Origin of the sequence: Psychrobacter piscatorii (assembly GCF_904846415.1) — a bacterium.
Classification (GTDB): domain Bacteria; phylum Pseudomonadota; class Gammaproteobacteria; order Pseudomonadales; family Moraxellaceae; genus Psychrobacter; species Psychrobacter piscatorii.
Map to the genome: position 1 here is coordinate 1 of NZ_CAJHAR010000006.1, position 23,926 is coordinate 23,926.

Here is a 23,926-nt window from a genome sequence, read left to right on the forward strand (position 1 = left end):
ATCTGCCTAAAGGCTGTGACTTTAGACAAGTCTCTGATGATGAGATGCAGGACATTGAGAACAAACTAAATAACAGACCAAGAAAACGCTTAGGGTTTAAAACGCCTATGCAGGCGTTCTATAATATTAATTAGCGTTGCACTTGGTGTGTTAATCTAAGAGATAATAAGTGCTTATGAGAGTCAAACATGGTTATGCTCCTAAAGGTCGCCGATATATATGAGATGGCTTTCATATATCGCACGCTGTCATTATTAAACGGTCACTAATATTGTAGTGGTTAACGCATGACTCAGCACGATATAAAGCGTGGTGTTTTTTGTAACAGTTTGAAGCCAAATCAATCACATCAATTTATATTTGTTAGGATGTTTTTATCAGACAATCGCTTACTATTTTTTAGTATGACGCATAAAAAGGAACAACCATGCCAGACATAGGGAACTTGTCGCCACAAGACGTCAGGGCACTGATCAGAAATAACGAAATAGACAAACCTACCTCGGGTATGTGCAAAGGTCACATACAAGCGAACTTGGTCATTGTGCCCAAAGATTTGGCTTATGACTTTTTGTTATTTGCACAGCGCAATCCCAAGCCTTGTCCTGTGTTAGACGTCACCGATATCGGTAGCGCTGAGCCAAAGTTAATGGCAAAAGGAGCTGATCTCAGAACTGATCTATCCAGATACCGAATATACCGACATGGTGAGCTGGTCGATGAAGTATCAGACTTAACAGACTATTGGCGCGACGATTTGGTCTGCTTTCTTTTAGGCTGTAGCTTCTCTTTTGAGACGGCTATGTTGAGTGCGTCCATCCCCATAAGACACATCGAAGACAATCATAATGTACCGATGTACATCACTGATATAGAAACAGAGCCTGCTGGAAAATTTCACGGAAAAATGGTGGTCAGTATGAGACCGATACCTTATCCGTTAATCACTAAGGCAGTGCAAGCCACCTCACGTTTTCCGCAAGTACATGGCGCACCCATTCATATTGGCGATCCCAGCCTAATCGGTATCCAAGACATCAGTTCTCCAGACTTTGGCGACCCATCCATTATAAAAGCAGGCGAAGTGCCTGTATTTTGGGCGTGCGGTGTCACGCCGCAGAGCATCGCCATGACCAGCCGTCCGGAACTGATGATTACTCATGCACCGGGATATATGTTTATTTGCGACCCCAGAGATGAAGACTTAGCAGTCTTATAAACCATCATATTTGTTTTGATTTTACGCCAGTTGTTTCAAGCCAACTTTTTATAAAAACTAAAGGAATAGTGTCCAATATGAATATCAATTTTGATGATTTAGAGAAACTGATAAAAATCGCAGAAAACGCCGATATACAATCGCTAGAGGTGACCGACGGTGACGCACGTATCGCTATTGTGTGTCACTCTACTGCGCAAAATACGAGCCAGTCTTCTACCAGCACTGTCAGCAGCGCATCCAATAAGCAACAGGCCAAGCCTGCATCTAGCGATAGTGATAATAACAAACACGAAAATGATATAAATAATGAAGAGCGTGTTGATACGCCACAAAAAAATGACATATCAGCGCCAATGTTGGGCACGTTTTATCGGCGTTCTGAGCCTGACGCTGATGAGTTTGTCAGCATAGGCGATCAGGTCGAGGTGGGACAGACGCTTTGTATCATTGAAGCAATGAAAATGATGCATGAGGTCAAAGCAGAGACGGCGTGCATCATCAAAGATATTCTGATTGAGGAAGGGGATATCGTCGAGTACGGTCAGGCTTTGTTCGTCACTGAACCTGCAAGCCAGCCTAGAAACTAACTAGCAGTGGTTTAATAAACATCTGATTTCTCTTTTTTAGGAAAAGTATATGTTTTCAAAAATCTTAATCGCTAACCGTGGCGAGATTGCATTACGTATCATTCGGGCTTGCAAACAGTTAGGTATTGGGTCAGTCATCGTGTATTCAGAAGCAGATAAAGACTCCTTGCCGGTACGTTTGGCGGATGAAAAGATCTGCATCGGTCCTGCTAATGCCGCAAAAAGCTACCTGAACCAAAGAGCGATTGTATCAGCGGCCAAAATGACACAGGCAGATGCCATTCACCCCGGCTATGGGTTTTTGTCAGAAAATGCAGACTTTGCGGCATTGGTGGAAGCATCAGGCATTCAGTTTATAGGCCCAACGGCTGAAAATATAAGCACCATGGGCGACAAGGTCGCGGCCAAAGCGCAAATGGTTGCGGCTGGCGTGCCTTGTGTGCCTGGTTCTGAGGGCGCGCTGCCAACAGACTCCGATGCTGTCATACAGATTGCCAATGATGTGGGTTATCCAGTCATTATCAAAGCCGCAAGCGGTGGCGGTGGTCGCGGGATGCGTGTCGTTGAAAAAGAAGCCGATCTGTTATCTGCCATCTCCTTGACCCAAACCGAAGCCAAAGCCAACTTTGGCAGCGCTGTGGTCTATCTTGAAAAATACTTACAACATCCGCGTCATATCGAAATACAAGTGCTGTCTGATACCCATGGTCATGCCATCTATCTGGGCGAGCGCGACTGCTCTATGCAGCGCCGCCATCAAAAGGTCATTGAAGAAGCACCTGCACCTGGGATTACCGACGAGCAACGGCAGCAGATAGGCGAGGCTTGTGCCACGGCCTGTCGGCAAATGGGTTATAGAGGGGCGGGGACGTTTGAGTTTTTGTACGAAAACGGCGAATTTTTCTTTATTGAGATGAATACGCGGGTGCAAGTGGAGCACACAATCACCGAGATGGTGACGGGCGTTGATATCGTCCGTGAGCAAATACGTATTGCCGCAGGGTTGCCGCTAGCGTACCAGCAGCAAGACATCACCATCAGTGGTCATGCCTTTGAATGCCGCATTAATGCTGAAAACCCAAAGACCTTTTTACCCAATGCAGGCCACATCAACTATTGTCATTTGCCTGCAGGCTTTGGCGTCAGAGTGGACAGTCATATCGAGTCCAACTACACCGTGCCACCCACTTATGACAGTTTGATTGCCAAAATATGTGTACAGGATGAGTCCAGAGCGCACGCTATCACCAAGATGCAAGGGGCATTGTCAGAAGCGCAGATCACGGGTATTGATACCAATATTGAGTTGCATCAGTGTTTGTTTGCCGATAAAGGCTTCTGTGAGGGTCAAATGAGCATTCATTACTTAGAAAAATGGATCAAAGAAAATATATAAAACAGATATAAACGCCAAGTTATCAAGATAATAGCCAGAACACATAATAAAAACCAGGAGCGTAAAAGGATGACCCTACAATGGCAAATTGGCAGCGAAACCAACCTTGTGTTGTTTTTCCCTAAACCAATCACGCTTGATAAGCAAAAAAAATGTTGGGCGCTGGCAGATATTATTGAAAAAATGCCCGAAGTTATCGAAGTTGTTATCGGTATGAATACACTCAGTGTGTTTAGTCATCCGCTAGCATGGGATGAGTTTCAGGTATTACAAAACAAACTGACTGCGCTGCTTGAGGAGATGCCTGAAAAAACCATCGATGGTAAGCATATCGAGATACCCGTGCATTATGGTGGCAAATACGGTCCTGATTTAGCAGCAATGGCAGAGACTTTGGGTATGTCTGTCGATGCTGTGGTCGATCTGCATACCAGTGCCATTTACACCGTTTATTTTATTGGTTTTCAGCCCGGTTTTCCTTACCTTGGCGGCTTGTCTGAGTCGCTACATTTCCCAAGACATACTACCCCAAGGACGCAAGTGCCTGCAGGGTCAGTCGGTATTGGTGGCGAGCAAACAGGCATTTATCCTTTTGCTTCCCCAGGTGGATGGCAGTTGTTGGGTCAGACCGATACCGCGCTATTTGACTTGACCAAAGATTCGCCAACCTTGCTGAGTGCAGGTGATACTTTGTGCTTTACCGCAATAGATATCCATGAATAAAACAAGACCCTGTAAAAAATGAGTCAATAGGTGGCAGCAATGAAGATTTTAACGACCAATGGTATGGCCAGTATTCAGGACCTGGGGCGTTTTGGTTATCGCAGTATGGGCGTGGGTAGAAGTGGCGCAATGGATCACTGGGCGCTGCAAGCAGGCAATGCCTTGCTAAAAAATGAGCGTGACGAGCCAGCAATTGAGCTGGCGATGGGTGAGTTGACCATACAGTTTGAAGCAGATGTCAGCTTTTGTCTGACAGGCGCGCTTTATGAGGCATATTTGGATAACAAGCGTATACCCAGTTATTGGCGCATCAATGCAAAAGCGGGGCAAACCTTCAAGTTACTACGTCCGATAGAAGGCATGTATGCGTATCTTTGCGTGCATGGTGGATTTGATATTGCGTCTATATTGCAATCGGGTAGTACCAATTTAAAAGCTGGTTTCGGCGGCTTTAACGGTAGGTACTTACAAGCGGATGACAGGTTAAAGGTAAAAGCACCGTCAAGCTTGCCGATCATCGGTGTGGCTCCTCTTGCACCAACCAACACTATTCGTGTGATTAAAAGTAGCGAGTATGATTGCTTTACATCATCTGCGCAGGCAGATTTTGTCTCCCAGCCGTGGCAGCTACAGACCAGCAGTAACCGTATGGGTTATCGCTTGGCAGGTGAGTTATCCCTTGAGTTAACACAGCCCAAAGAGATGAGCTCGCACGGTGTCGATATGGGTATGATTCAAGTGCCGCCGCAAGGTCAGCCGATTGTATTGATGGCAGACGGGCAAACCACGGGTGGTTATCCTAAAATTGCTACCGTTATCGATGCAGATATCGGATTGATGGCACAAATAAGGTTTGGTAAAACCTGTCAATTTACCCTCGTAGATCGCAGGCAGGCGCACCGCGCACGCCAAAACCGACAACATTATATCGATCAGATACAGGAGTATGGTTATGAACATTGATTTGAATGCAGACGTTGCTGAAGGCTGCGGGCAAGACGATAAACTGCTTACCATCGTCAGCTCTGCCAATGTTTGCTGCGGGCTGCATGCAGGCTCTTATGCGGAGATGCTAGCAACCTTGCAATTGGCAAAACAAAACAATGTTAGAGTCGGGGCACACCCAGGGCTTGACGATAGAGAAAACTTTGGTCGCACCAATCAGTCTTTGGGCGAAGAGAAATATCGGGCATTGATGGCCTATCAGCTTGGTGCAACCAAAGCACTGTGTGATCTGGTCGGTGTGTCATTAGATTATGTCAAACCGCATGGTGCTTTATATAATCAAGCGGCTGTTGATGAGTCGCTCGCTGATATTTTGGTCAGTGAGATCAAACGCTTTGATCCCAATTTAAAAGTCATGGGGCTGTCAGGTGGTCATCTGGTTGCTGCCGCCAAACGTCAGGGACTGGTGTCGATATCTGAAGTGTTCGCGGATAGAAACTACGAAAAAGATGGCTCATTGGTCTCGCGTAGTAAAGACAACGCGCTTATCACCGATACCCAAGCGGCTATTGACCATGTATTGCAGATGATTACCCAGGGGACGGTGACCAGTGTCTGCGGTGAGGTGGTGCCTGTTGAGGCAGAGAGTATCTGTCTGCATGGCGATGGCGCGCACGCCATTTTATTTGCTGAAGAGATCAAAGAACAATTAGAACGAAAGGGTATTACGATATCCGCATAATAATCATTTGACGGATAACTGTTTGAACGTTAATGACTCAAATTTGTTGTCTCGTTTTATACAAGGATGTTTATGAGTACCTTAAAAAAGCACAATACCGCCATTTTGGGCGCGGCCTTTTTGATGGCCACCTCTGCGGTTGGACCGGGATTCTTAACCCAAACCGCTACTTTTACCGAAAGTTTGATGGCCAGCTTTGGTTTTGTTATTTTAATATCAATCATCATGGATATTGGCGTCCAGCTTAATGTCTGGCGCGTGGTTGCCGTATCCAAAAAACGGGCGCAGGAAATCGCCAATTTGGTGTTTCCCGGAGTCGGTTATCTACTCGCCTTTTTGATTATTGCAGGCGGGCTTGCCTTTAATATTGGTAATATCGGCGGCGCTGGCCTTGGCATGCAGTCGATGTTTAATATCTCACCCATCACGGGCGCATTAATCAGTGGTGTGATTGCCGTCGCGATATTTTTGGGTCGAGAGACAGGGCCTTTAATGGATAAATTTGCTCAGCTCATGGGCTTTATCTTAATTGTCTTAATCATTTATGTGGTATTCAAATCAGACCCACCTTTGGCAGAAGCGGCGACCAAAACCATCATGCCGGACAAAATCGATGCGGTAGCCATCGTGACCTTGGTCGGTGGTACGGTCGGCGGATATATCACTTTTTCTGGCGCACACCGCTTGCTAGAGGCGGGCGTGACAGGTGAGGAAAATCTAAGCTCAGTGACCAAAAGTTCAGTCACGGGCATTTTGGTCGCCTCAGTGATTCGAGTGTTTTTGTTCCTCGCCGTGTTGGGCGTGGTATCACAAGGCCTAACTTTAGATCCGTCAAACCCAGCGATGTCGCCTTTTGAGCATATCTTAGGTAACGTGGGTAAAGTGATCTTTGGTATTGTTATCTGGGCGGCATCTGTGACTTCAGTCATTGGCGCAGCGTATACCTCAGTGTCATTTATGACCAATTTCCATCCCTTTATCGAAACCTATAAGCGCTATTTTATTATCGGTTTTATCGTCATCTCAACGCTTGTATTTGCCACCATTGGTAAGCCCGCTCAGGTACTGGTATTGGTAGGTACATTGAACGGCTTGGTCTTACCTATTGCTATGGTAATTATTCTGATTGCCGCTTATCGAAAAAACATCGTTGGCAACTACAAGCATCCTATCTGGATTGCTGCCTTTGGCTGGCTAATTGCCATTGCGATGAGTGTGCTCAGTATCATGACCATTGCCAAATATCTTGGGCTAAGCTAAACATTGGGCTAGGCTAAAAACAGTATCGACTAAAAAATATAATATAAGGAGGGTATGATGGATATCGAGCAAGTCGAGCGCGTGGTGCAGCTCATTGAGCGCAGCCAATTACAGGAAATGACGATCGTAGAGGGTGGTCAGTCAATCAAAGTGGTCAATTCTACCAACAATTCGCAGCGCCATCGTCTACCATTCGAAGCAGGCAGCGGTGAGAAACTCGCTAAAGATGACAGCAATGAGTCTGCGCAGGTATGTGCCACGCATGTCGGTATCGTGCATCTACGCGCAGACGCTGTGACGGACAATCTTGTTAAAAAAGGCGATCGTATTGAAAAAGGCCAAACCGTTTGCTTTATCGAAGAGCTAACGCGCATGCTCCCTGTCGTGAGTGAGCATGATGGTATGGTTAGCGATATAGTGGTTGAGGATGGGATCGGTGTGGAATATGGCCAACCTATTTTGGATGTAATAATACATTAATGAGTCATACTGCGATGGCATTTTGTCTGTGTCTTTTGCACACTTATTAAGGTTTATATCCAATCAATTAACAACATTACGTTGATAATTATTCAATATAACTTGGCTTACTCTTTTATAGCGACGATAGTAAAGTATGTTTATACCAATATCTAAACACTTTATCTTACTACTACGTTATGGAGTACTCATCAATGCAATCCTCATTATTAAATAGAGTTTTAACATCGAAAGCTGGCGTTGCTGCCTTAATCCTTCGTGTGCCTGTGGGCCTAATTTTGATGGCACATGGCGCGCAGAAGCTATTTGGCTGGTTTGGTGGCAATGGGCTGGCAGGTACGGCTGGGTGGATGAGTAGTATGGGTATGGAACCCGGCTACCTGATGGCTATCTTAGCAGGCGGTGCTGAGTTCTTCGGTGGTCTTGCCTTAGTATTAGGATTGCTGACTCGACCTGCTGCATTGGTCGCCGCCTTTACGATGCTAGTCGCTATTTTCTCTGTCCATATCAGTAATGGCCTATTCGCTGCTGAGGGCGGCTACGAATACGCATTGACCTTGATGGTTGCCTTGCTCGCTTTAGCGGTACAAGGTGGCGGCGCTATAAGCATGGATAAGGCACTATCAGAAAATCTAGGACGCGCGGCATAGCTCCCTCTAATGACTATCAGTAACGCTAAAGAGTCGTCATCCTAATAACAGTAATGACTCACGTTGATAACGTCATATCAATTAATAACACCATTTCATAAAAGTGACGAGGAGCAAGTGATGAGCGTACACGTATCTAACGAGTCAGTAAGTCAGCCTGTGCTATTTATACCGCATGGCGCGGGACCTTGCTTTTTTATGGATTGGCAACCTGCAGATATGTGGGATGGGATGGCGACTTTTTTAGCGAGCATTACGAATCGATTGCCTGAGCGACCAAAGGCTATCTTGATCATTAGCGGCCATTGGCAGACGGCTGAGTTTGGTATTACTGCTGGTGCAAAACCTGATCTGATTTACGATTACTATGGGTTTCCCAAGCATACCTATGATTTGACTTATCCAGCATCAGGTGCGCCAGTATTGTCTGAGCGAGTCAGTAAAATGCTAACTGAGGCAGGAATCCCAAATGAACAAGATGCGGCGCGTGGATTTGATCATGGGGTATTTATACCGTTAAAGGTAATGTTTCCTGAGGCAGATATTCCTGTAGTACAGATGTCACTACGCAATAATTTAGACCCAAAAACGCATCTGGCAGCGGGTCGAGCCCTGCAATCATTACGTCAAGAAGGGGTGTTAATCATCGGAAGCGGTATGAGTTTTCATAATATGCGTGGCTATGGTGATGCAAATTTCACCGCACCGTCAGAGCGCTTTGACGACTGGCTGACCGATACTGTTGCAGCGGATGCGGAGACGCGGTGGTCAGCGCTGGCTAACTGGTTAAAAGCGCCTTATGCAACAGCGTCGCATCCATTAGGGGCGGAGGAGCATTTGCTACCGCTTATGGTGGCGGTAGGCGCAGCAGGTAATGATAAGGGGGATAAAATCTACTCCGAGCAAGTGCTAAAAACGCAGTTATCTGCTTTCCAGTTTGGATAAATATGAATATAGCGCTGTGGGTTATTCTGAAAACACTAGAGATTAATCTGGTCAGCCAATGACTTGAAAAAGAGTGTGTGATGACCAATAAAGTATAACGCTACTGTGTTAGATTAGAGATTATCTAGAATAAAAAATCTGTCATATTCCTTTGCATCCCGCACATAGCCGATTAGACCCAATCATAAAAAACAAATCAAGGAGCGATCATGCGTATCACTGCCAATTTTGACGCAGGTAATATTGACGTACTTAACATAGAAGATAAAAACAATATTCAACTGGCCATTCGTCCCGACGTTGGCGAAGAATTTTTCCAATGGTTCAACTTCCGTCTCTCTGGTGAGATTGGAGAAGAGTACGTTCTTCATATTATGAATGCAGGGGAGGCTTCCTATCTAGAAGGGTGGGAAAATTATCAAGCAGTCGCTTCTTATGATCGTCAGCATTGGTTTCGTCTACCGACGACTTATCAAGATGGCAAATTAACCATCGTGGCAGAGTTGGCGTGCGAAACCATCCAAATTGCTTATTTTGCGCCTTATAGTTATGAGCGTCATCAGGATTTATTAGCCGCTGTACAGACGCATCCGCTAGTGACGTTAGAGCATTTAGGCGACACCCTTGATAAGCGCGACCTAACGTTAGTGAAGATTGGTGATGGCGATACGACCAAACGCAACATCTGGATCACTGCGCGTCAGCATCCAGGTGAAACGATGGCGGAATGGCTGGTCGAAGGTTTGCTCTATAGCTTGTTAGATAAAGATAATGCCAATAGTCGGTTGCTGTTAGAGAAAGCCAACTTCTATATTGTGCCTAATATGAATCCTGATGGCAGTGTACGCGGACATCTACGTACGAACGCCGCAGGTACGAATCTAAACCGTGAATGGGCAAGTCCAAGCTTGGACAAAAGCCCTGAAGTGTTTCATGTGATTAAAAAGATGGAAGAGACGGGCGTTGATCTGTTTTATGATGTGCATGGCGATGAAGCACTACCTTATGCATTCCTTGCTGGCTCTCAAGGCACACCAAGTTATAATGAGCGCCTCGCACATCTACGTGATCGGTTCTCAGACGTATTGAAATTAGCCAGTGCTGACTTTCAGACAGAGTTCGGTTATGAGATTGATGCGCCAGGCGCGGCGAATATGACGCTCGCAACCCATTGGGTGGCAGAGCGTTTTGACTGTCTTGCCAATACCTTAGAGATGCCGTTCAAAGACAATGATAATCTACCTGATGAAGAAATGGGCTGGTCACCAGAGCGTTCTATTCAGTTAGGGGAAGCATCGCTTATTGCCATGCTAGCCGTCGTTGATGATTTACGTTAATTGACGCTAACTGAAGCTTTAGATAGACAGTTGTTGTTCAAACGCTAGTAAGTACTCACTTACTAGCGTTTTTTTGTCCATCATATCTTTATGTGTATAGATGCCCGCAGATAGACAGTCGACATTGGCTGTCTTTATGATTTTCATATAGTAAACAATTATATAAAGCGTTCGCTACTTTTAAAATAATGCTGAAAAATGATCAATAGTGGCTGTATGAATCACAACACTTTCATAACAATGGATATCATGACGGCGGATAAAATGTAGCGTGTACCTAATAAGATAACCATAAGTTAAATAATCAAATAATAAGGATGGTTGCAATCATGAGTAAAACTAAAACAATTTTAATCACTGGTAGCACCGACGGTATTGGCAAATTGGCGGCTTTAAAACTGGCAGAAGCGGGTCATCAGGTGTACCTGCATGGCCGCGATGCTGACAAACTTGCCAGTGTCATCGCCGAAGTAAAAGCCGTGGCAACAGGCGACGCGGTAGATCATATTGATGGGTTTGTCGCGGATTTCTCTGACTTAACCGCTGTACTCAAGATGGCCGCAGACGTCAATGAAAAGCTACCAAAGCTTGACGTCCTCATAAACAATGCAGGGATTTATACCACGGCATCAGCGATGACTAAAAATGGTTTGGACATACGCTTTGTGGTCAATTACCTAGCGCCTTATGAGCTGACTAATGCTTTGTTACCTTTACTCAAGCAATCTAGTAAAGCGCGTATTGTGAATCTGAGCTCGGCTGCCCAAGCTCCAATATCATATAAGGCATTTGTAGGACAAGAGCGTCTCGATGACAAAGTTGCCTATGCGCAAAGTAAACTGGCGCTCACGATGTGGAGTATGGGTTTAGCTGGCACAGTTGCTAGCCATGATATTAATGTGATCGCTGTCAATCCGGGATCATTGCTGAACACCAAGATGGTTGACGAAGCGTATGGTCATCACTGGTCATCAGCAGACAAAGGCGCAAATATCCTAACAGCATTGGCTGTCTCGGATGAGTTCGCGGACGACACGGGTAAATACTTTGATAACGATATCAAAGATGGTGCACATGGCGATGCTAGGGGCGAATTTGGACAACCGCATGCCGATGCGTTAGATAAAGAAGCCATTGCCGAGCTTGAAGCGCAAACTCAAACCGTATTGCAGTCCATTTTTGCCTAGCAATTAAATCATGTTTTATGGCATCAATTAACCATCAGAAATTAAATAACCAAAAATACCTTTATTAAAAATAGGACAACGTATTATGACCACCATCAAAGCCATTGGCTATCAAGACAACCTAGCTATCGATAACGAAAAAGCGCTACAAGACATTACCCTTGATAAGCCAACTGCATCAGGCCATGACATTCTGGTAGAGGTCAAAGCCATATCCGTAAATCCAGTGGATTATAAGATCCGTCAATCGCGTCCTGCACCAGAGGGTGAGTATGCAGTGATTGGCTGGGATGCGGCGGGCATCGTGACAGCGGTTGGCGACGAGGTAAGCCTATTCTCAGTAGGAGATAAGGTATATTACGCAGGGGATTTAACCCGTTCAGGAAGCAACGCTGAGTATCAACTGGTTGATGAGCGAATCGTTGGGCGTATGCCAGCATCGTTGTCTTTCGCTGAAGCGGCGGCACTGCCTCTCACTACGATTACGGCTTGGGAGATGTTGTTTGAGCGCCTGCAAGTGCCTGTTACTAATAGCTCGGCAGATAAAAATGGTAGTGATGAGCGTGATAATGACGTCTCGATATTGGTTATTGGTGCGGCAGGCGGGGTGGGTTCTATCTTAACGCAGTTATTAAAAACACGGACTTCTGCCACGATTATTGGCACTGCATCACGAGATGAGAGCGTACAGTGGTTAAAGGATCTAGGCGCAGATCATGTGATTAATCACCGCAACCCATTGTTTGAAGAGCTACAGAAGACAGGTATCACTGAGGTAGATTACGTAGTGAGCCTCAATAACACCGACGAGCATTATGAAGAAATCATTAAATGCTTAAAGCCACAAGGTAAATTGGGACTCATCGATGATCCTGAATCATTAGACGCCAAGCTTCTTAAAACTAAATGTCTGAGCCTACATTGGGAATTTATGTTTACGCGATCTATGTTCCATACGCCAGATATGCTCGAACAGCATCGTTTATTGACGGACGTGGCAAACATGATTGATGCAGGCGAGATCAAAACCACCGTTGCCTATCATCTGAGCACTATCACGGCTGAAAATGTACGTAGTGCGCACCAAATGCTAGAAAACCAGCAAGCACATGGCAAGATTGTATTAGAAGGTTGGCCTGCGTAGGGCTTATAGTTTTAGAAAGTATAATCTTAAAATCAAAATATAAAACCATCCTAGCTAAGATGGTTTTTTTGTGTTGGTGTGGTTATATAATTAGTCGTATTAAAATTCTAACAGTACTTCCGTCACGCAGGGTAACCAAAAGCGCTATCCTGCTGATGAAATTGAAGAAATGGGTGTTGAATATCAAAAAATAGATTTGGGTACTAAAAAAGAAATACATAGTAAACAAACTGAAATGATTAAACAATATGAAAAAGAGAGTGGCAAACTTATGGAAACAACAGTCATCCAGATAATCGTGATATTTTTGATAAATATAAGAGTTAGTACTGGAAAGATCGTTTAAACCAATTGCAAGGAGATTAATGTGAGTTCATTCAATGAAGTTGAAGTCTTATTATCTAATCGAGAATATCCTGCTATAGAGATGAAACCAGAGCATAAGCTTGAGGCAAAAACTATTCTCTTAAACTATGGCGTTAAAGAAGACAGTGGTTTTTTTAAAATATATACCAAATATTTATTAGGATCAACAAGCTATCGTTCTGGTGTCGATGAAATAGTTGATCCCTTACCGACCAGAAGTTTCATCCCTAGAGTGAAATTCGCACATGAAGTTTGGGGAGTTCCTAAGAATTATATTCTATTTAGTACAGGCGAAGGTGAAGGCGGTTATTTTTACAATACAGAAGATGATAGTGTATGGAATTTTCAGATGGGACAGATACAGCAACTAGCGGACGGTACATTACCGCATTGGGATAGCTTCTATGAGTTTATGGAGTGGTACTTGACCGATGAAAATGATGCGTAACGCTCGATAATTTTTATCATAAAGCCTAACGTAATCAGTTAGGCTTTATATTTTTAACTGTGTCATTCACGTCAAAATAGTCGTAGTACATCAAGATAATAGCCACCCTCAATATTTTAGATTAGAAAATATGTCCAAAAACCGAAGTCATGCTGATGAAATTAAAGGTAAGGATATACCTGATGATCTAATAGAAGAAATGCAAATATTTTTTGATAAAAACAGAAGTCAATAGGAATAATTATGGATGAATATAGAAAACTAAGAATGAGAATTTTTAGGCTTTTTAAACAAGGTCAATTAAAAGAAGCTGTTGAATTATTTGAAAGTAATAATATGGACTACTTTGAAACAGCTCCAACTGATAAATGGGTAACCCTCCCAAACTTAAGACACCTAATAAATAGAATTAAGCGAGACCATCCCAGATTCTGTGTAACTGCCATTTAGATTAAATGCTTACTAATACGATCATCAAACATAATCATAAAGCGATTCAGAGCAGACGTCCAGTTACGAATAGGCATCGACCACTTTTTGGATGCCTGCTGGGTGGCTAAGTACACCACTTTAAACGCTGCCTGATCAGACGGGAACACCTTACGCTTATTCACCGCCGTCCGAATCACACTGTTTAGCGACTCTATCGCATTGGTGGTATAGATCACTCTTCTGATGTCTTTAGGATAGTCAAAGAACACCGTTAAGCCCTCCCAGTTATTGCGCCAAGACTTGATGACATGCGGGTACTCTTTGCCCCATACTTCATCAAAGTGCTCAAGGTTGGCCTCTGCCATCTCAAGCGTATCAGCACCGTAGATGGCCTTTAAATCAGCTGCTACGGCCTTCTTGTCCGTCCAAGGTACGAACTTCATCGAATAGCGCACCATATGCACGATACACAGCTGAACCTGAGCGTTAGGGTAGACCGTATTGATGGCATCAGGGAAGCCTTTTAGGCCGTCTACACAGGCAATAAGAATATCTTGAACCCCGCGGTTTTGTAGCTCAGTGAGAACACCAAGCCAGAACTTAGCGCCTTCATTCTCTGATAACCACATACCAAGCAGCTCTTTTTTACCGTTAAGAGCAACACCTAGCGCTAAGTAAATGGCTTTGTTGATGATCTGCTTGTCTTGACGTATCTTCACGACGATGCAGTCCAAATAGACGATAGGATAAACACTGCTTAACGGCCGGTTCTGCCAAGCGGTGATGTCCTCTAATATGTTATCGGTGACTCTTGAGACAAGAGAGCTTGAGATGTCGACATCGTAGAGCTCTTTAATGCTCTCTACAATCTCGGTGGTGGTTTGACCCTTGGCGTAAAGGAATATGATCTTGTCATCAAGACCTGAGATACGGGTTTGATGCTTACTGACCAGCACAGGCTCAAAGCTGCCACCGCGGTCTCTTGGGGTGGATATCTCAAGATCGCCTGTGTCACTGCGGACGGTCTTTTTAGTATGCCCATTGCGCTTATTGGGCTTGTCTGCCTTCTCATGTTTAGGGTAGCCGAGATGCTCTTCCATCTCAGCCTCTAAGGCAGTATCAATAAAGGATTGCATGAGCTGCTTTTGGAAGTCTTTGATGTCATCGAAGCTGTTCATGCTACCAGCCATTTGCTCGGCCAGTTTCTTGATGTCAGATTGAGTAGTCATTGCTTATTCTCCTGTTAGTGGATTATAAGCAGTTACACAAAGTTTGGGAAACTCCCAATTAAGCTGCCTGATTGAGTTTCTGTATCGGTGTAAAACCGCCATTGCCCATGTTTGGGCGCTTATGATTATAATGGTATAACCAGTTTTCTGCTTGTGCGCGTACCTGCTCTAGATTATCAAACAGCTCCTGATTTAACCAATCATATCTCATGGTTCTGTTAAAGCGCTCTACATACGCATTTTGCTGTGGATTGCCAGGTTCAATATAGCTTAAGATGATACCTTGCTGCTCAGCCCAGTCTTTGAGCGCATTGCTGATGTATTCAGGGCCGTTATCGCATCTTATCTGCACAGGTTTGCCTCGGTACTCAATAAGCTGATTAAGACTGCGTATGACCCTTTGCGCCGGTAGCGAGAAGTCGACTTCAACGGTGAGTGCCTCACGGTTGTAATCATCAATGACATTGAACAGTCTAAAGCCGCGGCCATCAGTTAAGCTGTCGTGCATAAAGTCCATGCTCCAGCTTTGGTTAATCCTATCAGGTACTGCTAATGGTATTGGTTTAGCACGTTTAATGCGACGCTTAGGCTTGATTCTAAGGTTGAGTTCAAGCTCGCAGTAGATGCGATATACCCGCTTATGGTTGTACGGCAGTCCTAGCACATTACGCAAGGTTAAAAAGCACAAGCCAAAGCCCCAGTTCTTGTTCTCATCAGTCAGTTTGATAAGTAAGTCCGCTATTTGCTGGTTCTCATCTGTTACCACCGACTTGTGATAATAACAGGTGACGCTGATGTTAAAGATGCTACAAGCCCTGCGGATACCAATACCACGATCTTCAATGTAGTGACAAACCAACGCTTTGCGCCTTCGGGGCGCTACCACTTTTTTGACATAGCATCCTGTAGGATGTCGGATTTAAGACATTCATCAGCGTACATCTTCTTTAAGCGGGCATTTTCAACTTCAAGCTCTTTAAGACGGCTGATAAGTGTGGCGTCCATACCACCATATTTAGATCGCCAGTTGTAGAAGGTGCTTTGGCTGATGTTATGCTCACGGCAGAGCTCGGTAATAGGGACGCCTTGTTCGGCTTGTTTTAGGATGTTGACGATTTGGTTGTCGCTAAAGCGTGTCTTTTTCATAGGATTCTCCTGCTGGTGTATTTTAGCAGTTAATCTCTATTTGTAAGTGTTCTTATTTATTGGGGGGATTACCAATGGAACTGGTTACATCAGCTCTCAATGGGATTTAATCCAGATGAACCACCGAAAAGAACTATTGGATTTTTTATAGAAAAAGGTGTTCCAATTAATGCTCAAGACAGTTATGGCATGACACCATTGCACTATGCGATGAGAGGGGAAAATGCAGAAGCGGCGATTGCCTTACTAGAAGCAGGGGCAGATCCGAACGTTCCTAATAGAGATAACCTGATACCTTTGAGAATGACTTTGTTAATGCCTGATAGATTAGATGTCTTAGAACTAATGTTAAAAAATGGTGGAGATGTTAACTACTATAATGGAAAAGATTACTTACTTGAAGCAGTTAAAGGCTTTCGAGGTGATCATCCTGATTTTCAAGAATTAATAAAAATGCTTGAAAATAATTCAGACGAGTAAATAATATGTTGGAAAGTTTCGTAAGAAACATGATTGAATCAGCTAGGTTTCAAGATTTATTAGATCTCTTAAGAGAAGAATCTACACATACAACTGATAGTTGTAACAATGTGCCCAAAAGTAAAGACGAGGTAGAGTTATATGTATTTTCAATTAAGCACATAGAAGTTTTAAGAAAGAATAAATCTTTTTTCCACCAACCTATAATGAAAGGTGAAGACAACTCTTCATTTTCAAACCATTTTGAACTCTGGTTGAAGAATGGTGCTAAAGGTCTGGAAGAAAGAGAAGTTACTAGTTACCTGCTTAGCAAACCGTTTTAGTTAAAAAAATTCAGATGAAGCTTGCGATATCCAAATATACGAACCATCACTGCCATATCTTATCAAGCACAGCAAACCAATTTTTCGACGTTATCTTTTCAATAAGCGCATCAGAGAAGTGGCGTTGTTGCATCCGCTTAATTAGCTTGGATATTTGACTGATATCAAACAATTCATCAGGCAATAGACACCCATCAAAATCAGAGCCAAAACCGACATGATCTTCGCCCAGATGGTCAATCAGATAAGCAAGATGATCGACAATGACATCAAGTGAGGTCTGCGTATATCGCTGCCCATCCGCACGTAGAAACGCCACATCGAAGTTCACCCCAACCAGACCACCATTTTGTTTGATGGCAGCCAGCTGGTGATCGGTTAAGTTTCTTGCTTGCGGACATAAGGCGTGTGCATTGGAGTGGGTTGCGACAATCGGCTGATCCGAAATCTCTAGCGTATCCCAAAAAGCGCGCTCATTCATATGTGACACATCAATCAGCATATGCTTGTCACGACACGCCAAAATGAGGTCTTTGCCTTGCGTAGTCAGACCAGAGCCTGTATCTGGAGAGTGTGGAAAAGACGCATTTAAACCATCACCAAACAGACTTTTTCTATTCCACAGCGGGCCAATACTTCTGAGTCCTGCCTCATAAAACACATCCAGCAAGTCAGGCTCAATAGCTAAAAACTCAGCGCCTTCAAGATGCAAAACGATAGCCAGTTGTTGATTTTCCTGACAGGCTTGAATTTGCGCCAAGGACGTACAGATCTGAATCTGACCATCTGATCGCGCCTGCAATTGCTGGGCAAGTTCTAGTTGCGCACAGCAAATATCAACGATTTCTTGCGGAGTAAAATCCGAGTTTGATGGGTTGGATAACTTATCAGGATGGTTGTTTTTCACATAAGCGTAGGGCGGTAAGAAAATAGAGAATAATCCGCCCATCCATCCTGCTTGTCGACAACGAGCTAGATCCAAATGCCCCGGTAGTGTGCCATAAATAAAATCATGCACAGGATCATCAGCCGAGCTCAGCCATAGGCGGGTTAGTAGATCATTATGACCATCAAAAATTATGGGCTGTTTATTCATCATTAATCCGTGACCGTACGCGTGGGAATCAGTTGCTCTTGACTCATACTTAATAGTTTAGAGTTTTTAGGGTTCCTAAAGCGCAGCTCTTCAAACGGAGTTGGCGTCTCGCTATTGATACGTGCTTCCTCGATCAGGTAGTGATAAGGGGATTTGCCGCACACAGGATCGGCGTTTTTGGCATCGCCCGTCAGCATAAACGCTTGGCAACGGCAGCCGCCATAATCGCGCTCTTTATCGGGGCAGCTTTGGCACATATCAGGCATCCATTCATCACCGCGAAAGTGATTGAAGCTGTCTGAGTCATACCAGATTTCTTTTAATGGCGTCTGCCTGACATTGGGAAAGGACATGGGTAGCTGTCTGGCAGCATGACAAGGTAAGGCGGTGCCATCAGGTGCCACAGTCAAGAAAATCTTACCCCAGCCATCCATACAAGGTTTTGGCCGCTCTTCGTAGTAATCAGGCACCACAAAAATGAGTTTGCATTTGATACCACGTTCTTCGATTTTTTGGCGATATTCATTGGTAATGCGTTCGGCTCTAACCACTTGCGCTTTGGTCGGTAGTAAGCCTTCGATATTTTCAAATGCCCAACCATAAAACTGACAGATAGCCAATTCAACCGTATCGGCCTCTAACTCTAAGCAGAGATCAATAATCTGGTCGATCTGATCGATGTTTTGCCGATGGATCACAAAGTTAAGTACCATCGGATAGTCGTACTGTTTGACCAGACGTGACATCTCGTACTTTTGCTCAAAAGCATGCTTCGAACCCGCTAAGAGGTTATTTACTGAAGGGTCACTGGCTTGGAAGCTGATCTGAATATGCTGTAGGCCTGCTTCTTTTAGACTCGCGATTCTAGCCTCAGTCAGCCCCATACCTGAGGTGATGAGGTTGGTATAAAAGCCCTGCTTGTGCGCATAAGCGACCATTTCTTCTAAGTCTTGACGCACCAGTGGCTCACCGCCAGAAAACCCCAGCTGCACCGCGCCCATTTGCCGCGCTTGATCAAACACATCAAACCATTCCGCTGTCGTCAGCTCTTCTTTATACTGAGCATAATCAATGGGATTGGAGCAATACGGGCATTGCAACGGGCAGCGATAGGTCAGCTCCGCCAGTAACCATAACGGTAGCCCTACTGGCGCAGTCATACTAAATCAATCCAATGTTCGCGCTGGGCGACCAGCATATATTCAATGATATCTTGCTCGATTTCAGGGACATCGCCAAACATCGCTTTCACCTTTTTAATAATATCAGCAACCGATGCGGTGCCATCGATATGTTGTCCAATGATACTGGCACTGTCGTTAAGGGTGATCATACCCTCAGGGTAGAGCAGGACATAAGCGTCTTGCGCCGGCTCAAACTGGAAGCGATAGCCATGACGCCATGTGGGAACCAGAGTTTGGTCCAGCTCAGGTAAACTAGCAGGTATACTCATTTGAACAATCCTTTATGCCAGACATGATCCGTGGTGACGCTTTGATAAGGCGCTTGGTCATGCACATAGGCGAGACTCAAGGCATCCAAAATCGTCCATAAAATATCGAGTTTAAATTGTAATATCTCAAGCATACGCTCTTGCTGCTCAGCCGTCTTGAATGAGTCAAGGGTAATGGTCAGGCCATGCTCAACATCGCGGCGAGCTTGGCTGAGGCGCGAGCGAAAATAGGTATAGCCTTCTTCTTTGATCCAAGGATAGTGCTTGGGCCAAGACTCTAGACGCGATTGGTGAATCTGCGGCGCAAACAGCTCGGTCAGTGAGCTGCTCGCCGCCTCACGCCATGACGTACGGCGTGCAAAGTTCACATAAGCATCAACCGCAAAACGCACACCCGGTAATACCAGCTCTTCAGAAATCACTTGCTCACGAGTCAGACCAACTGCTTCTGCCAACCCGAGCCACGCTTCACGCCCGCCGCCATCAGGATACACGCCATCTTGATCAATCATGCGCTGGATCCATTCTTGACGCACACGTTGATCAGGACAGTTCGCCATGATTGCCGCGTCTTTTAGCGGGATATTGATTTGGTAATAAAATCGATTGGCGACCCATGCTTGGATTTGCTGCTGCGTCGCGCGCCCTTCATGCATCATGATATGAAAAGGGTGGTGAATGTGGTAATACTGACCTTTTGCCATAATCGCTTGTTCAAACGCTTCTGGGCTGAGTGCTGTGTTTTCTTCTTGCATTATTTTCACCTTGCGATTGCTGTCTTTGCCTTACCGTTTGTCTTAAAGCTCTATCTGCATGCCATCGAAGGCCACTTCAACACCGTGCTGTTTTAATGTCGCCGCTTGTTCAGATTGCTCGTTCAATATCGGGTTAGTATTGTTGATATGAATGAGCACCTTGCGAGTATTATCGAGCTGATCTAAATAGTGCAGCGAGCCATCGTAACCACTGATGTGCAAATGCCCCATATCTTGGCCAGTTTTAGTGCCAACGCCGCGTTCTTGCATCTCGTTGTCTGTCCATAGCGTACCGTCAATCATCACGCAATCAGACGCTTTCATGATTTGCATGACTACATCGTCAATTTTGCCCAAGCCTGGCGCATAGAACAGCTGCTTTTGTGTTTTTAAATCTTTCACAATCAGCGCAATATTGTCGCCATCATGAGGGTCGTTACGGTGCGGCGAATACGGCGGCGCTGAGCTTCTGATGACCAAAGGCGTTAGCTCTAAATTGCTGTAACCGTCAATTTGAAAGCGCTGTTTTGGATCAATTTGATTATATTGTAGACCGCCGTTCCAGTGCTGTAACATATTAAACAGTGGAAATCCTGTGCTGAGGTCGTCATGCACCATGTCGGTACACCAAACAGAGATGGGGCAGCCTTCACGTAAGGTCAATAGGCCTGTGGTGTGGTCAAGCTGACTGTCCATCAATACCACATCGGTGATACCTGTGTCTCGTACTTGACGGGCTGGCTGCGCGGCTTTAAAGTCAAATAGCTGCTGGCGAATGTCGGGTGAAGCGTTAAACAAAATCCAGTCAACGCCATTTTCTGATATGGCGATCGAGGACTGGGTACGGGTCTTTGCTTCAATGGTGCCTTGGCGTACGCCATGGCAGTTTTCGCAGTTACAGTTCCACTGCGGAAAGCCGCCGCCCGCTGCTGAGCCTAAAACGTGAATATACATAGCGCAATATTTCCAAATGTCAAAAAAAGTAAAAGCCCTAATCATCTAGGGCTTTTAATGTATTCAGGTCTATGAGTTTTTAGCGTGCTTCAAAATACATAGTGATTTCGAAACCGATACGGATGTCTTGAAAAGCTGGTTTAGTCCACTGCATGGGATTACTCCAAAAAGTTATTATAGGATCATCGTTGAGATGAATGAAAGTAATTATCAATGGTATTATAAGCCGACCCTGAATGTCAATTTGTTAGATGTTAACTTTCAATCTCAACAAGCCCTAATATTTAGACTAAAAGCGATAAGTCACTCTACCGACTACGTTTAAAGGCTCGCCATACGTTAATCCAAAGAAGTTTTCGCCAGCAAGATATTTTTGGTTGAATAAATTGTTGACGTTAAGCTGTGCTTCTAAGTTGTCATTGATGGCATATTTGGCCATGATGCTTGCTAGTGTCACATTGTCTTGACCATATTTTTCAGATTGCCCAGTCACAGGGTTGGTGACCACACCATAGTAGCCGTTTGACCAATCGATACCGCCACCAACTATCAAGTTAGGAACGATATCGTTCATATCATAGGTGGCAAACAAATTCAGCGTGGTGTCGGCGTAGCCTGTATTGATGGCTTTGCCGCTATTGTCTTCAGCATTAAAATGCGTGTAGCCGATAGTGGCCTTTAGTTTGTCACTAAGCTCGCCAGTGACCTCTACTTCAACGCCCTGACTGGTAGCGCCTTTTGCACCAACATAAGCATTTTCAAGACTGGTACCTGGGATTATTTGACCGCCATCAAGTTGCGCAAGATTGTCTTGCTCGATTCTAAAGATGCTGACTTGGCTTTGTAGCGCGCCATTATCTGATTCGCTTTTGAGGCCGATTTCGTAATTTTTACCTTCGATAGGATCGAGATAATTGCCGTCGATATCGCGCTCGGTTTGAGGTTTAAAGATATCGCTGTAGCTGGTATAAAGGCTGTGGTTTTCGTCGATAGCGTAAGTAATACCCGCATAAGGTGTCCAAATATGTTTGGATTCAGTGTCTACATTATTGCCATACTGCACACCTGAGCGCTCATAATCAGACACCCGTGACCCTAATATCACTGACAAGGGATCCGTTAGCTTTAGCTGAGTGGCGGCAAAGATGGCCTTTTCTTTAGTCGTGACATCAGAGCTTTGGGTTTTGGCGCCCCATGCTGGCTCAGCGTAGCTGCCATCCCAGTTATCGAAGTCAGATATTGGCAAAAGTCCATCAGGCGGCGCTGTATAGGTAAAGGTATCAAGATCGCTTTTATTATACGAGCCACCGACGATGACTTGATGCGTTCTGCCTAGTGCATCAAAATTACCCGTCAGCTTAGTTTTGACGTTGACTTGTTTGCGTTCGGTATCGGCATGGAATGGGTTTAAGTTATAGATCAGTCCTACATCAGGATCAATAACTTGATTGCCATTGGCATAGATATAAAGGAGTTTTGGGCTGCTGTCGCTCTCGTTGTAACTGGCATTGGTGGTTAGGTTCCAGTCTTCATTAAAATCATGATCGATGTCAGCGAAGTAGTAAACATTGTCAGAGTCCCAGTTTGACCAGTCAGCACTACCGTTTTTACTGGTATCCCACTCAGCTTTTGAGCCATCACTTAAATAACTTGGCAAACCGCCCCACATGGTCGATTTTGATTTATTGTGCTGACGGCTTGCGCCCACACTGACAGTAGTGTTGTCACTCACATCAGCATCCACTGTGGCATAGATTAGGTTTTGCCCCAGCTCTTGGCGATCGATAAAGGTGTCGCCATCTTGATAACTTGCCACGACTCGGCCACGTACCGCGCCATCTTTGGTCAATGACTGACTGCGATCGATGCTCACACCATAATTGCCATAACGATCAACGTTGGCAGAGAGTTCAGTGGCGGGCACTGTGCTGTCGGCACGTTTGCGAATGAGGTTGACGTTGGCAGAAGGATCGCCTGAGCCACTCATCAAGCCTGTCGCACCACGTACTATTTCAACATGATCAAACATAGCAGTATTGGCTGAATATTCACCCATCGCCGCTTGCTGAACAAAATCTGTATTTAAGCCATCGATTTGAAAGCCAGTAATGCCAAACCCTCTCGCTGAGAACCCACTGCGCGCGCCATCGATACTGCCCACTTGAATACCAGGCGCGCGTTTAAGCACCTCTGTTAGATTGGTTGAGTTTTGATCTTTGAGTTGCTGATTGGTCACTACACTGGTGGCCTGCGGGGTTTCTTTTGCAGAGAGTGCCAGTCCAGTGGCGCTACTGGCGGTAGGAATAGTATAGCGGTCGGTATTTTCAGTATTCTGTGCGTCTATATCTGCCGTGACCACGATAGTCTCTAGCGTGGTACTAGGTTCGGCTTTTTTGTCAGCATCATTGATGGTGATACTATCACCAGTTGCGGATTGGTCGGTGGTTTCAGCATGAATGATAGATGAGCTGACTGCCAATGAAGCAATGGCTGACAGATGCATGGTTTGTTTGATGAACCAACTCAAGGAGCTGGGTTTATGTCGCTTGGTGCCTTTTGTAATGATAAACATCAGATGGTATCTCGATAAAAGTATTGGGTTAATTGGCTTAACATTCTCTTGATG

27 protein-coding genes and 1 pseudogene are annotated in these 23,926 nt (G+C 44.8%); 18 read left to right on the plus strand and 10 right to left on the minus strand.

Translation table 11 applies throughout. The features are described 5' to 3' along the window. From JMX83_RS15470 to JMX83_RS04025, 12 genes and pseudogenes are all read left to right on the plus strand, one after another. Positions 1-134: pseudogene (locus JMX83_RS15470) on the plus strand (IS30 family transposase); the annotation flags it as partial. Between the two features lie 293 nt (positions 135-427). Further along, entirely contained in the window at positions 428-1,219 is a 792-nt protein-coding gene (locus JMX83_RS03975; RefSeq protein WP_201599264.1) for a putative hydro-lyase, read from the plus strand. Positions 1,220-1,296: 77 nt separating this feature from the next. Next, on the plus strand, positions 1,297-1,809 hold the full coding sequence (gene accB, locus JMX83_RS03980) for an acetyl-CoA carboxylase biotin carboxyl carrier protein (protein WP_201599265.1): 513 nt from the start codon (positions 1,297-1,299) through the stop codon (positions 1,807-1,809). A 49-nt stretch (positions 1,810-1,858) separates the two neighbouring features. Next, positions 1,859-3,205, plus strand: a complete 1,347-nt coding sequence (accC, locus tag JMX83_RS03985) for an acetyl-CoA carboxylase biotin carboxylase subunit (RefSeq protein ID WP_201599266.1) — start codon at positions 1,859-1,861, stop codon at positions 3,203-3,205. Between the two features lie 69 nt (positions 3,206-3,274). Then, a complete protein-coding gene (gene pxpB, locus JMX83_RS03990; protein WP_201599267.1) occupies positions 3,275-3,928 on the plus strand; it encodes a 5-oxoprolinase subunit PxpB in 654 nt (217 codons plus the stop codon). A gap of 39 nt (positions 3,929-3,967) precedes the next feature. Next, the gene (locus JMX83_RS03995) at positions 3,968-4,891 is read left to right on the plus strand and encodes a 5-oxoprolinase subunit C family protein (protein ID WP_201599268.1); all 924 of its coding nucleotides are present in this window, start codon (positions 3,968-3,970) and stop codon (positions 4,889-4,891) included. Further along, the gene (gene pxpA / locus JMX83_RS04000) at positions 4,881-5,615 is read left to right on the plus strand and encodes a 5-oxoprolinase subunit PxpA (protein WP_201599269.1); all 735 of its coding nucleotides are present in this window, start codon (positions 4,881-4,883) and stop codon (positions 5,613-5,615) included. The genes JMX83_RS03995 and pxpA overlap by 11 nt, the downstream gene beginning before the upstream one ends. A gap of 72 nt (positions 5,616-5,687) precedes the next feature. Then, entirely contained in the window at positions 5,688-6,875 is a 1,188-nt protein-coding gene (locus JMX83_RS04005) for an NRAMP family divalent metal transporter (protein WP_201599270.1), read from the plus strand. Between the two features lie 57 nt (positions 6,876-6,932). Then, positions 6,933-7,355 (plus strand): acetyl-CoA carboxylase biotin carboxyl carrier protein, encoded by a 423-nt coding sequence (locus JMX83_RS04010; RefSeq protein WP_201599271.1) that lies wholly within the window; start codon positions 6,933-6,935, stop codon positions 7,353-7,355. Positions 7,356-7,549: 194 nt separating this feature from the next. Next, positions 7,550-8,005, plus strand: a complete 456-nt coding sequence (locus tag JMX83_RS04015) for a DoxX family protein (protein WP_201599272.1) — start codon at positions 7,550-7,552, stop codon at positions 8,003-8,005. A 120-nt stretch (positions 8,006-8,125) separates the two neighbouring features. Continuing rightward, complete coding sequence (locus JMX83_RS04020; protein ID WP_201599273.1) at positions 8,126-8,950, plus strand: DODA-type extradiol aromatic ring-opening family dioxygenase; 825 nt, start codon at positions 8,126-8,128, stop codon at positions 8,948-8,950. Positions 8,951-9,159: 209 nt separating this feature from the next. Next, positions 9,160-10,287: a M14 family metallopeptidase gene (locus tag JMX83_RS04025; protein ID WP_201599274.1), complete on the plus strand. Its 1,128-nt coding sequence runs from the start codon at positions 9,160-9,162 to the stop codon at positions 10,285-10,287. A gap of 18 nt (positions 10,288-10,305) precedes the next feature. Here JMX83_RS04025 and JMX83_RS15335 read toward each other — a convergent pair whose 3' ends face one another. Then, a complete protein-coding gene (locus tag JMX83_RS15335; RefSeq protein ID WP_265089484.1) occupies positions 10,306-10,434 on the minus strand; it encodes a hypothetical protein in 129 nt (42 codons plus the stop codon). 182 nt (positions 10,435-10,616) lie between these two features. Between JMX83_RS15335 and JMX83_RS04030 the strand changes: the two genes are divergently transcribed. The 4 genes from JMX83_RS04030 (at position 10,617) to JMX83_RS04045 (ending at position 13,882) form a co-directional block, all read left to right on the plus strand. Continuing rightward, a complete protein-coding gene (locus JMX83_RS04030) occupies positions 10,617-11,474 on the plus strand; it encodes an SDR family NAD(P)-dependent oxidoreductase (RefSeq protein WP_201599275.1) in 858 nt (285 codons plus the stop codon). A gap of 94 nt (positions 11,475-11,568) precedes the next feature. Then, positions 11,569-12,618 carry a zinc-binding alcohol dehydrogenase family protein gene (locus tag JMX83_RS04035; RefSeq protein ID WP_201599372.1) on the plus strand — a complete coding sequence of 350 codons (1,050 nt, stop codon included), beginning with the start codon at positions 11,569-11,571 and terminating at the stop codon, positions 12,616-12,618. A gap of 367 nt (positions 12,619-12,985) precedes the next feature. Then, the gene (locus JMX83_RS04040) at positions 12,986-13,432 is read left to right on the plus strand and encodes a hypothetical protein (RefSeq protein ID WP_201599276.1); all 447 of its coding nucleotides are present in this window, start codon (positions 12,986-12,988) and stop codon (positions 13,430-13,432) included. A gap of 243 nt (positions 13,433-13,675) precedes the next feature. Then, entirely contained in the window at positions 13,676-13,882 is a 207-nt protein-coding gene (locus tag JMX83_RS04045; protein ID WP_201599277.1) for a hypothetical protein, read from the plus strand. Here JMX83_RS04045 and JMX83_RS04050 read toward each other — a convergent pair. After that, positions 13,879-15,093, minus strand: a complete 1,215-nt coding sequence (locus tag JMX83_RS04050; protein ID WP_201599278.1) for an IS256 family transposase — start codon at positions 15,091-15,093, stop codon at positions 13,879-13,881. The two genes, JMX83_RS04045 and JMX83_RS04050, sit on opposite strands and share 4 nt — an antisense overlap. A 58-nt stretch (positions 15,094-15,151) precedes the next feature. Further along, positions 15,152-16,239 (minus strand): IS3 family transposase gene (locus JMX83_RS04055; RefSeq protein ID WP_201599279.1). Its coding sequence is split into 2 segments (ribosomal slippage): positions 15,152-15,987 and positions 15,987-16,239, totalling 1,089 coding nucleotides; the frame shifts between segments, so codons are not numbered across the junction. Between the two features lie 99 nt (positions 16,240-16,338). On the opposite strand from JMX83_RS04055, the gene JMX83_RS04060 reads away from it, so the two are divergent. Continuing rightward, positions 16,339-16,719, plus strand: coding sequence for an ankyrin repeat domain-containing protein (locus JMX83_RS04060; protein WP_201599280.1), 381 nt, complete (start codon positions 16,339-16,341; stop codon positions 16,717-16,719). 29 nt (positions 16,720-16,748) lie between these two features. Next, a complete protein-coding gene (locus JMX83_RS04065; protein WP_201599281.1) occupies positions 16,749-17,042 on the plus strand; it encodes a hypothetical protein in 294 nt (97 codons plus the stop codon). Between the two features lie 46 nt (positions 17,043-17,088). On the opposite strand, the gene JMX83_RS04070 is transcribed toward JMX83_RS04065, so the two are convergent. The 7 genes from JMX83_RS04070 to JMX83_RS04100 form a co-directional block, all read right to left on the minus strand. Further along, positions 17,089-18,138, minus strand: a complete 1,050-nt coding sequence (locus JMX83_RS04070; RefSeq protein ID WP_227675717.1) for a dipeptidase — start codon at positions 18,136-18,138, stop codon at positions 17,089-17,091. 2 nt (positions 18,139-18,140) lie between these two features. Next, positions 18,141-19,298 carry a pyrroloquinoline quinone biosynthesis protein PqqE gene (gene pqqE, locus JMX83_RS04075; RefSeq protein ID WP_201599283.1) on the minus strand — a complete coding sequence of 386 codons (1,158 nt, stop codon included), beginning with the start codon at positions 19,296-19,298 and terminating at the stop codon, positions 18,141-18,143. Continuing rightward, complete coding sequence (gene pqqD / locus JMX83_RS04080) at positions 19,295-19,591, minus strand: pyrroloquinoline quinone biosynthesis peptide chaperone PqqD (protein ID WP_201599284.1); 297 nt, start codon at positions 19,589-19,591, stop codon at positions 19,295-19,297. Before pqqD ends, pqqE begins: the two co-directional genes overlap by 4 nt. Further along, a complete protein-coding gene (pqqC, locus tag JMX83_RS04085) occupies positions 19,588-20,346 on the minus strand; it encodes a pyrroloquinoline-quinone synthase PqqC (protein ID WP_201599285.1) in 759 nt (252 codons plus the stop codon). Before pqqC ends, pqqD begins: the two co-directional genes overlap by 4 nt. Positions 20,347-20,388: 42 nt before the next feature. Next, entirely contained in the window at positions 20,389-21,300 is a 912-nt protein-coding gene (pqqB, locus tag JMX83_RS04090; protein ID WP_201599286.1) for a pyrroloquinoline quinone biosynthesis protein PqqB, read from the minus strand. Between the two features lie 79 nt (positions 21,301-21,379). After that, positions 21,380-21,454 (minus strand): pyrroloquinoline quinone precursor peptide PqqA, encoded by a 75-nt coding sequence (gene pqqA, locus JMX83_RS04095; protein ID WP_075107140.1) that lies wholly within the window; start codon positions 21,452-21,454, stop codon positions 21,380-21,382. Positions 21,455-21,589: 135 nt separating this feature from the next. Continuing rightward, positions 21,590-23,872, minus strand: a complete 2,283-nt coding sequence (locus JMX83_RS04100; protein ID WP_201599287.1) for a TonB-dependent siderophore receptor — start codon at positions 23,870-23,872, stop codon at positions 21,590-21,592. Between the last annotated feature and the right edge of the window lie 54 nt (positions 23,873-23,926).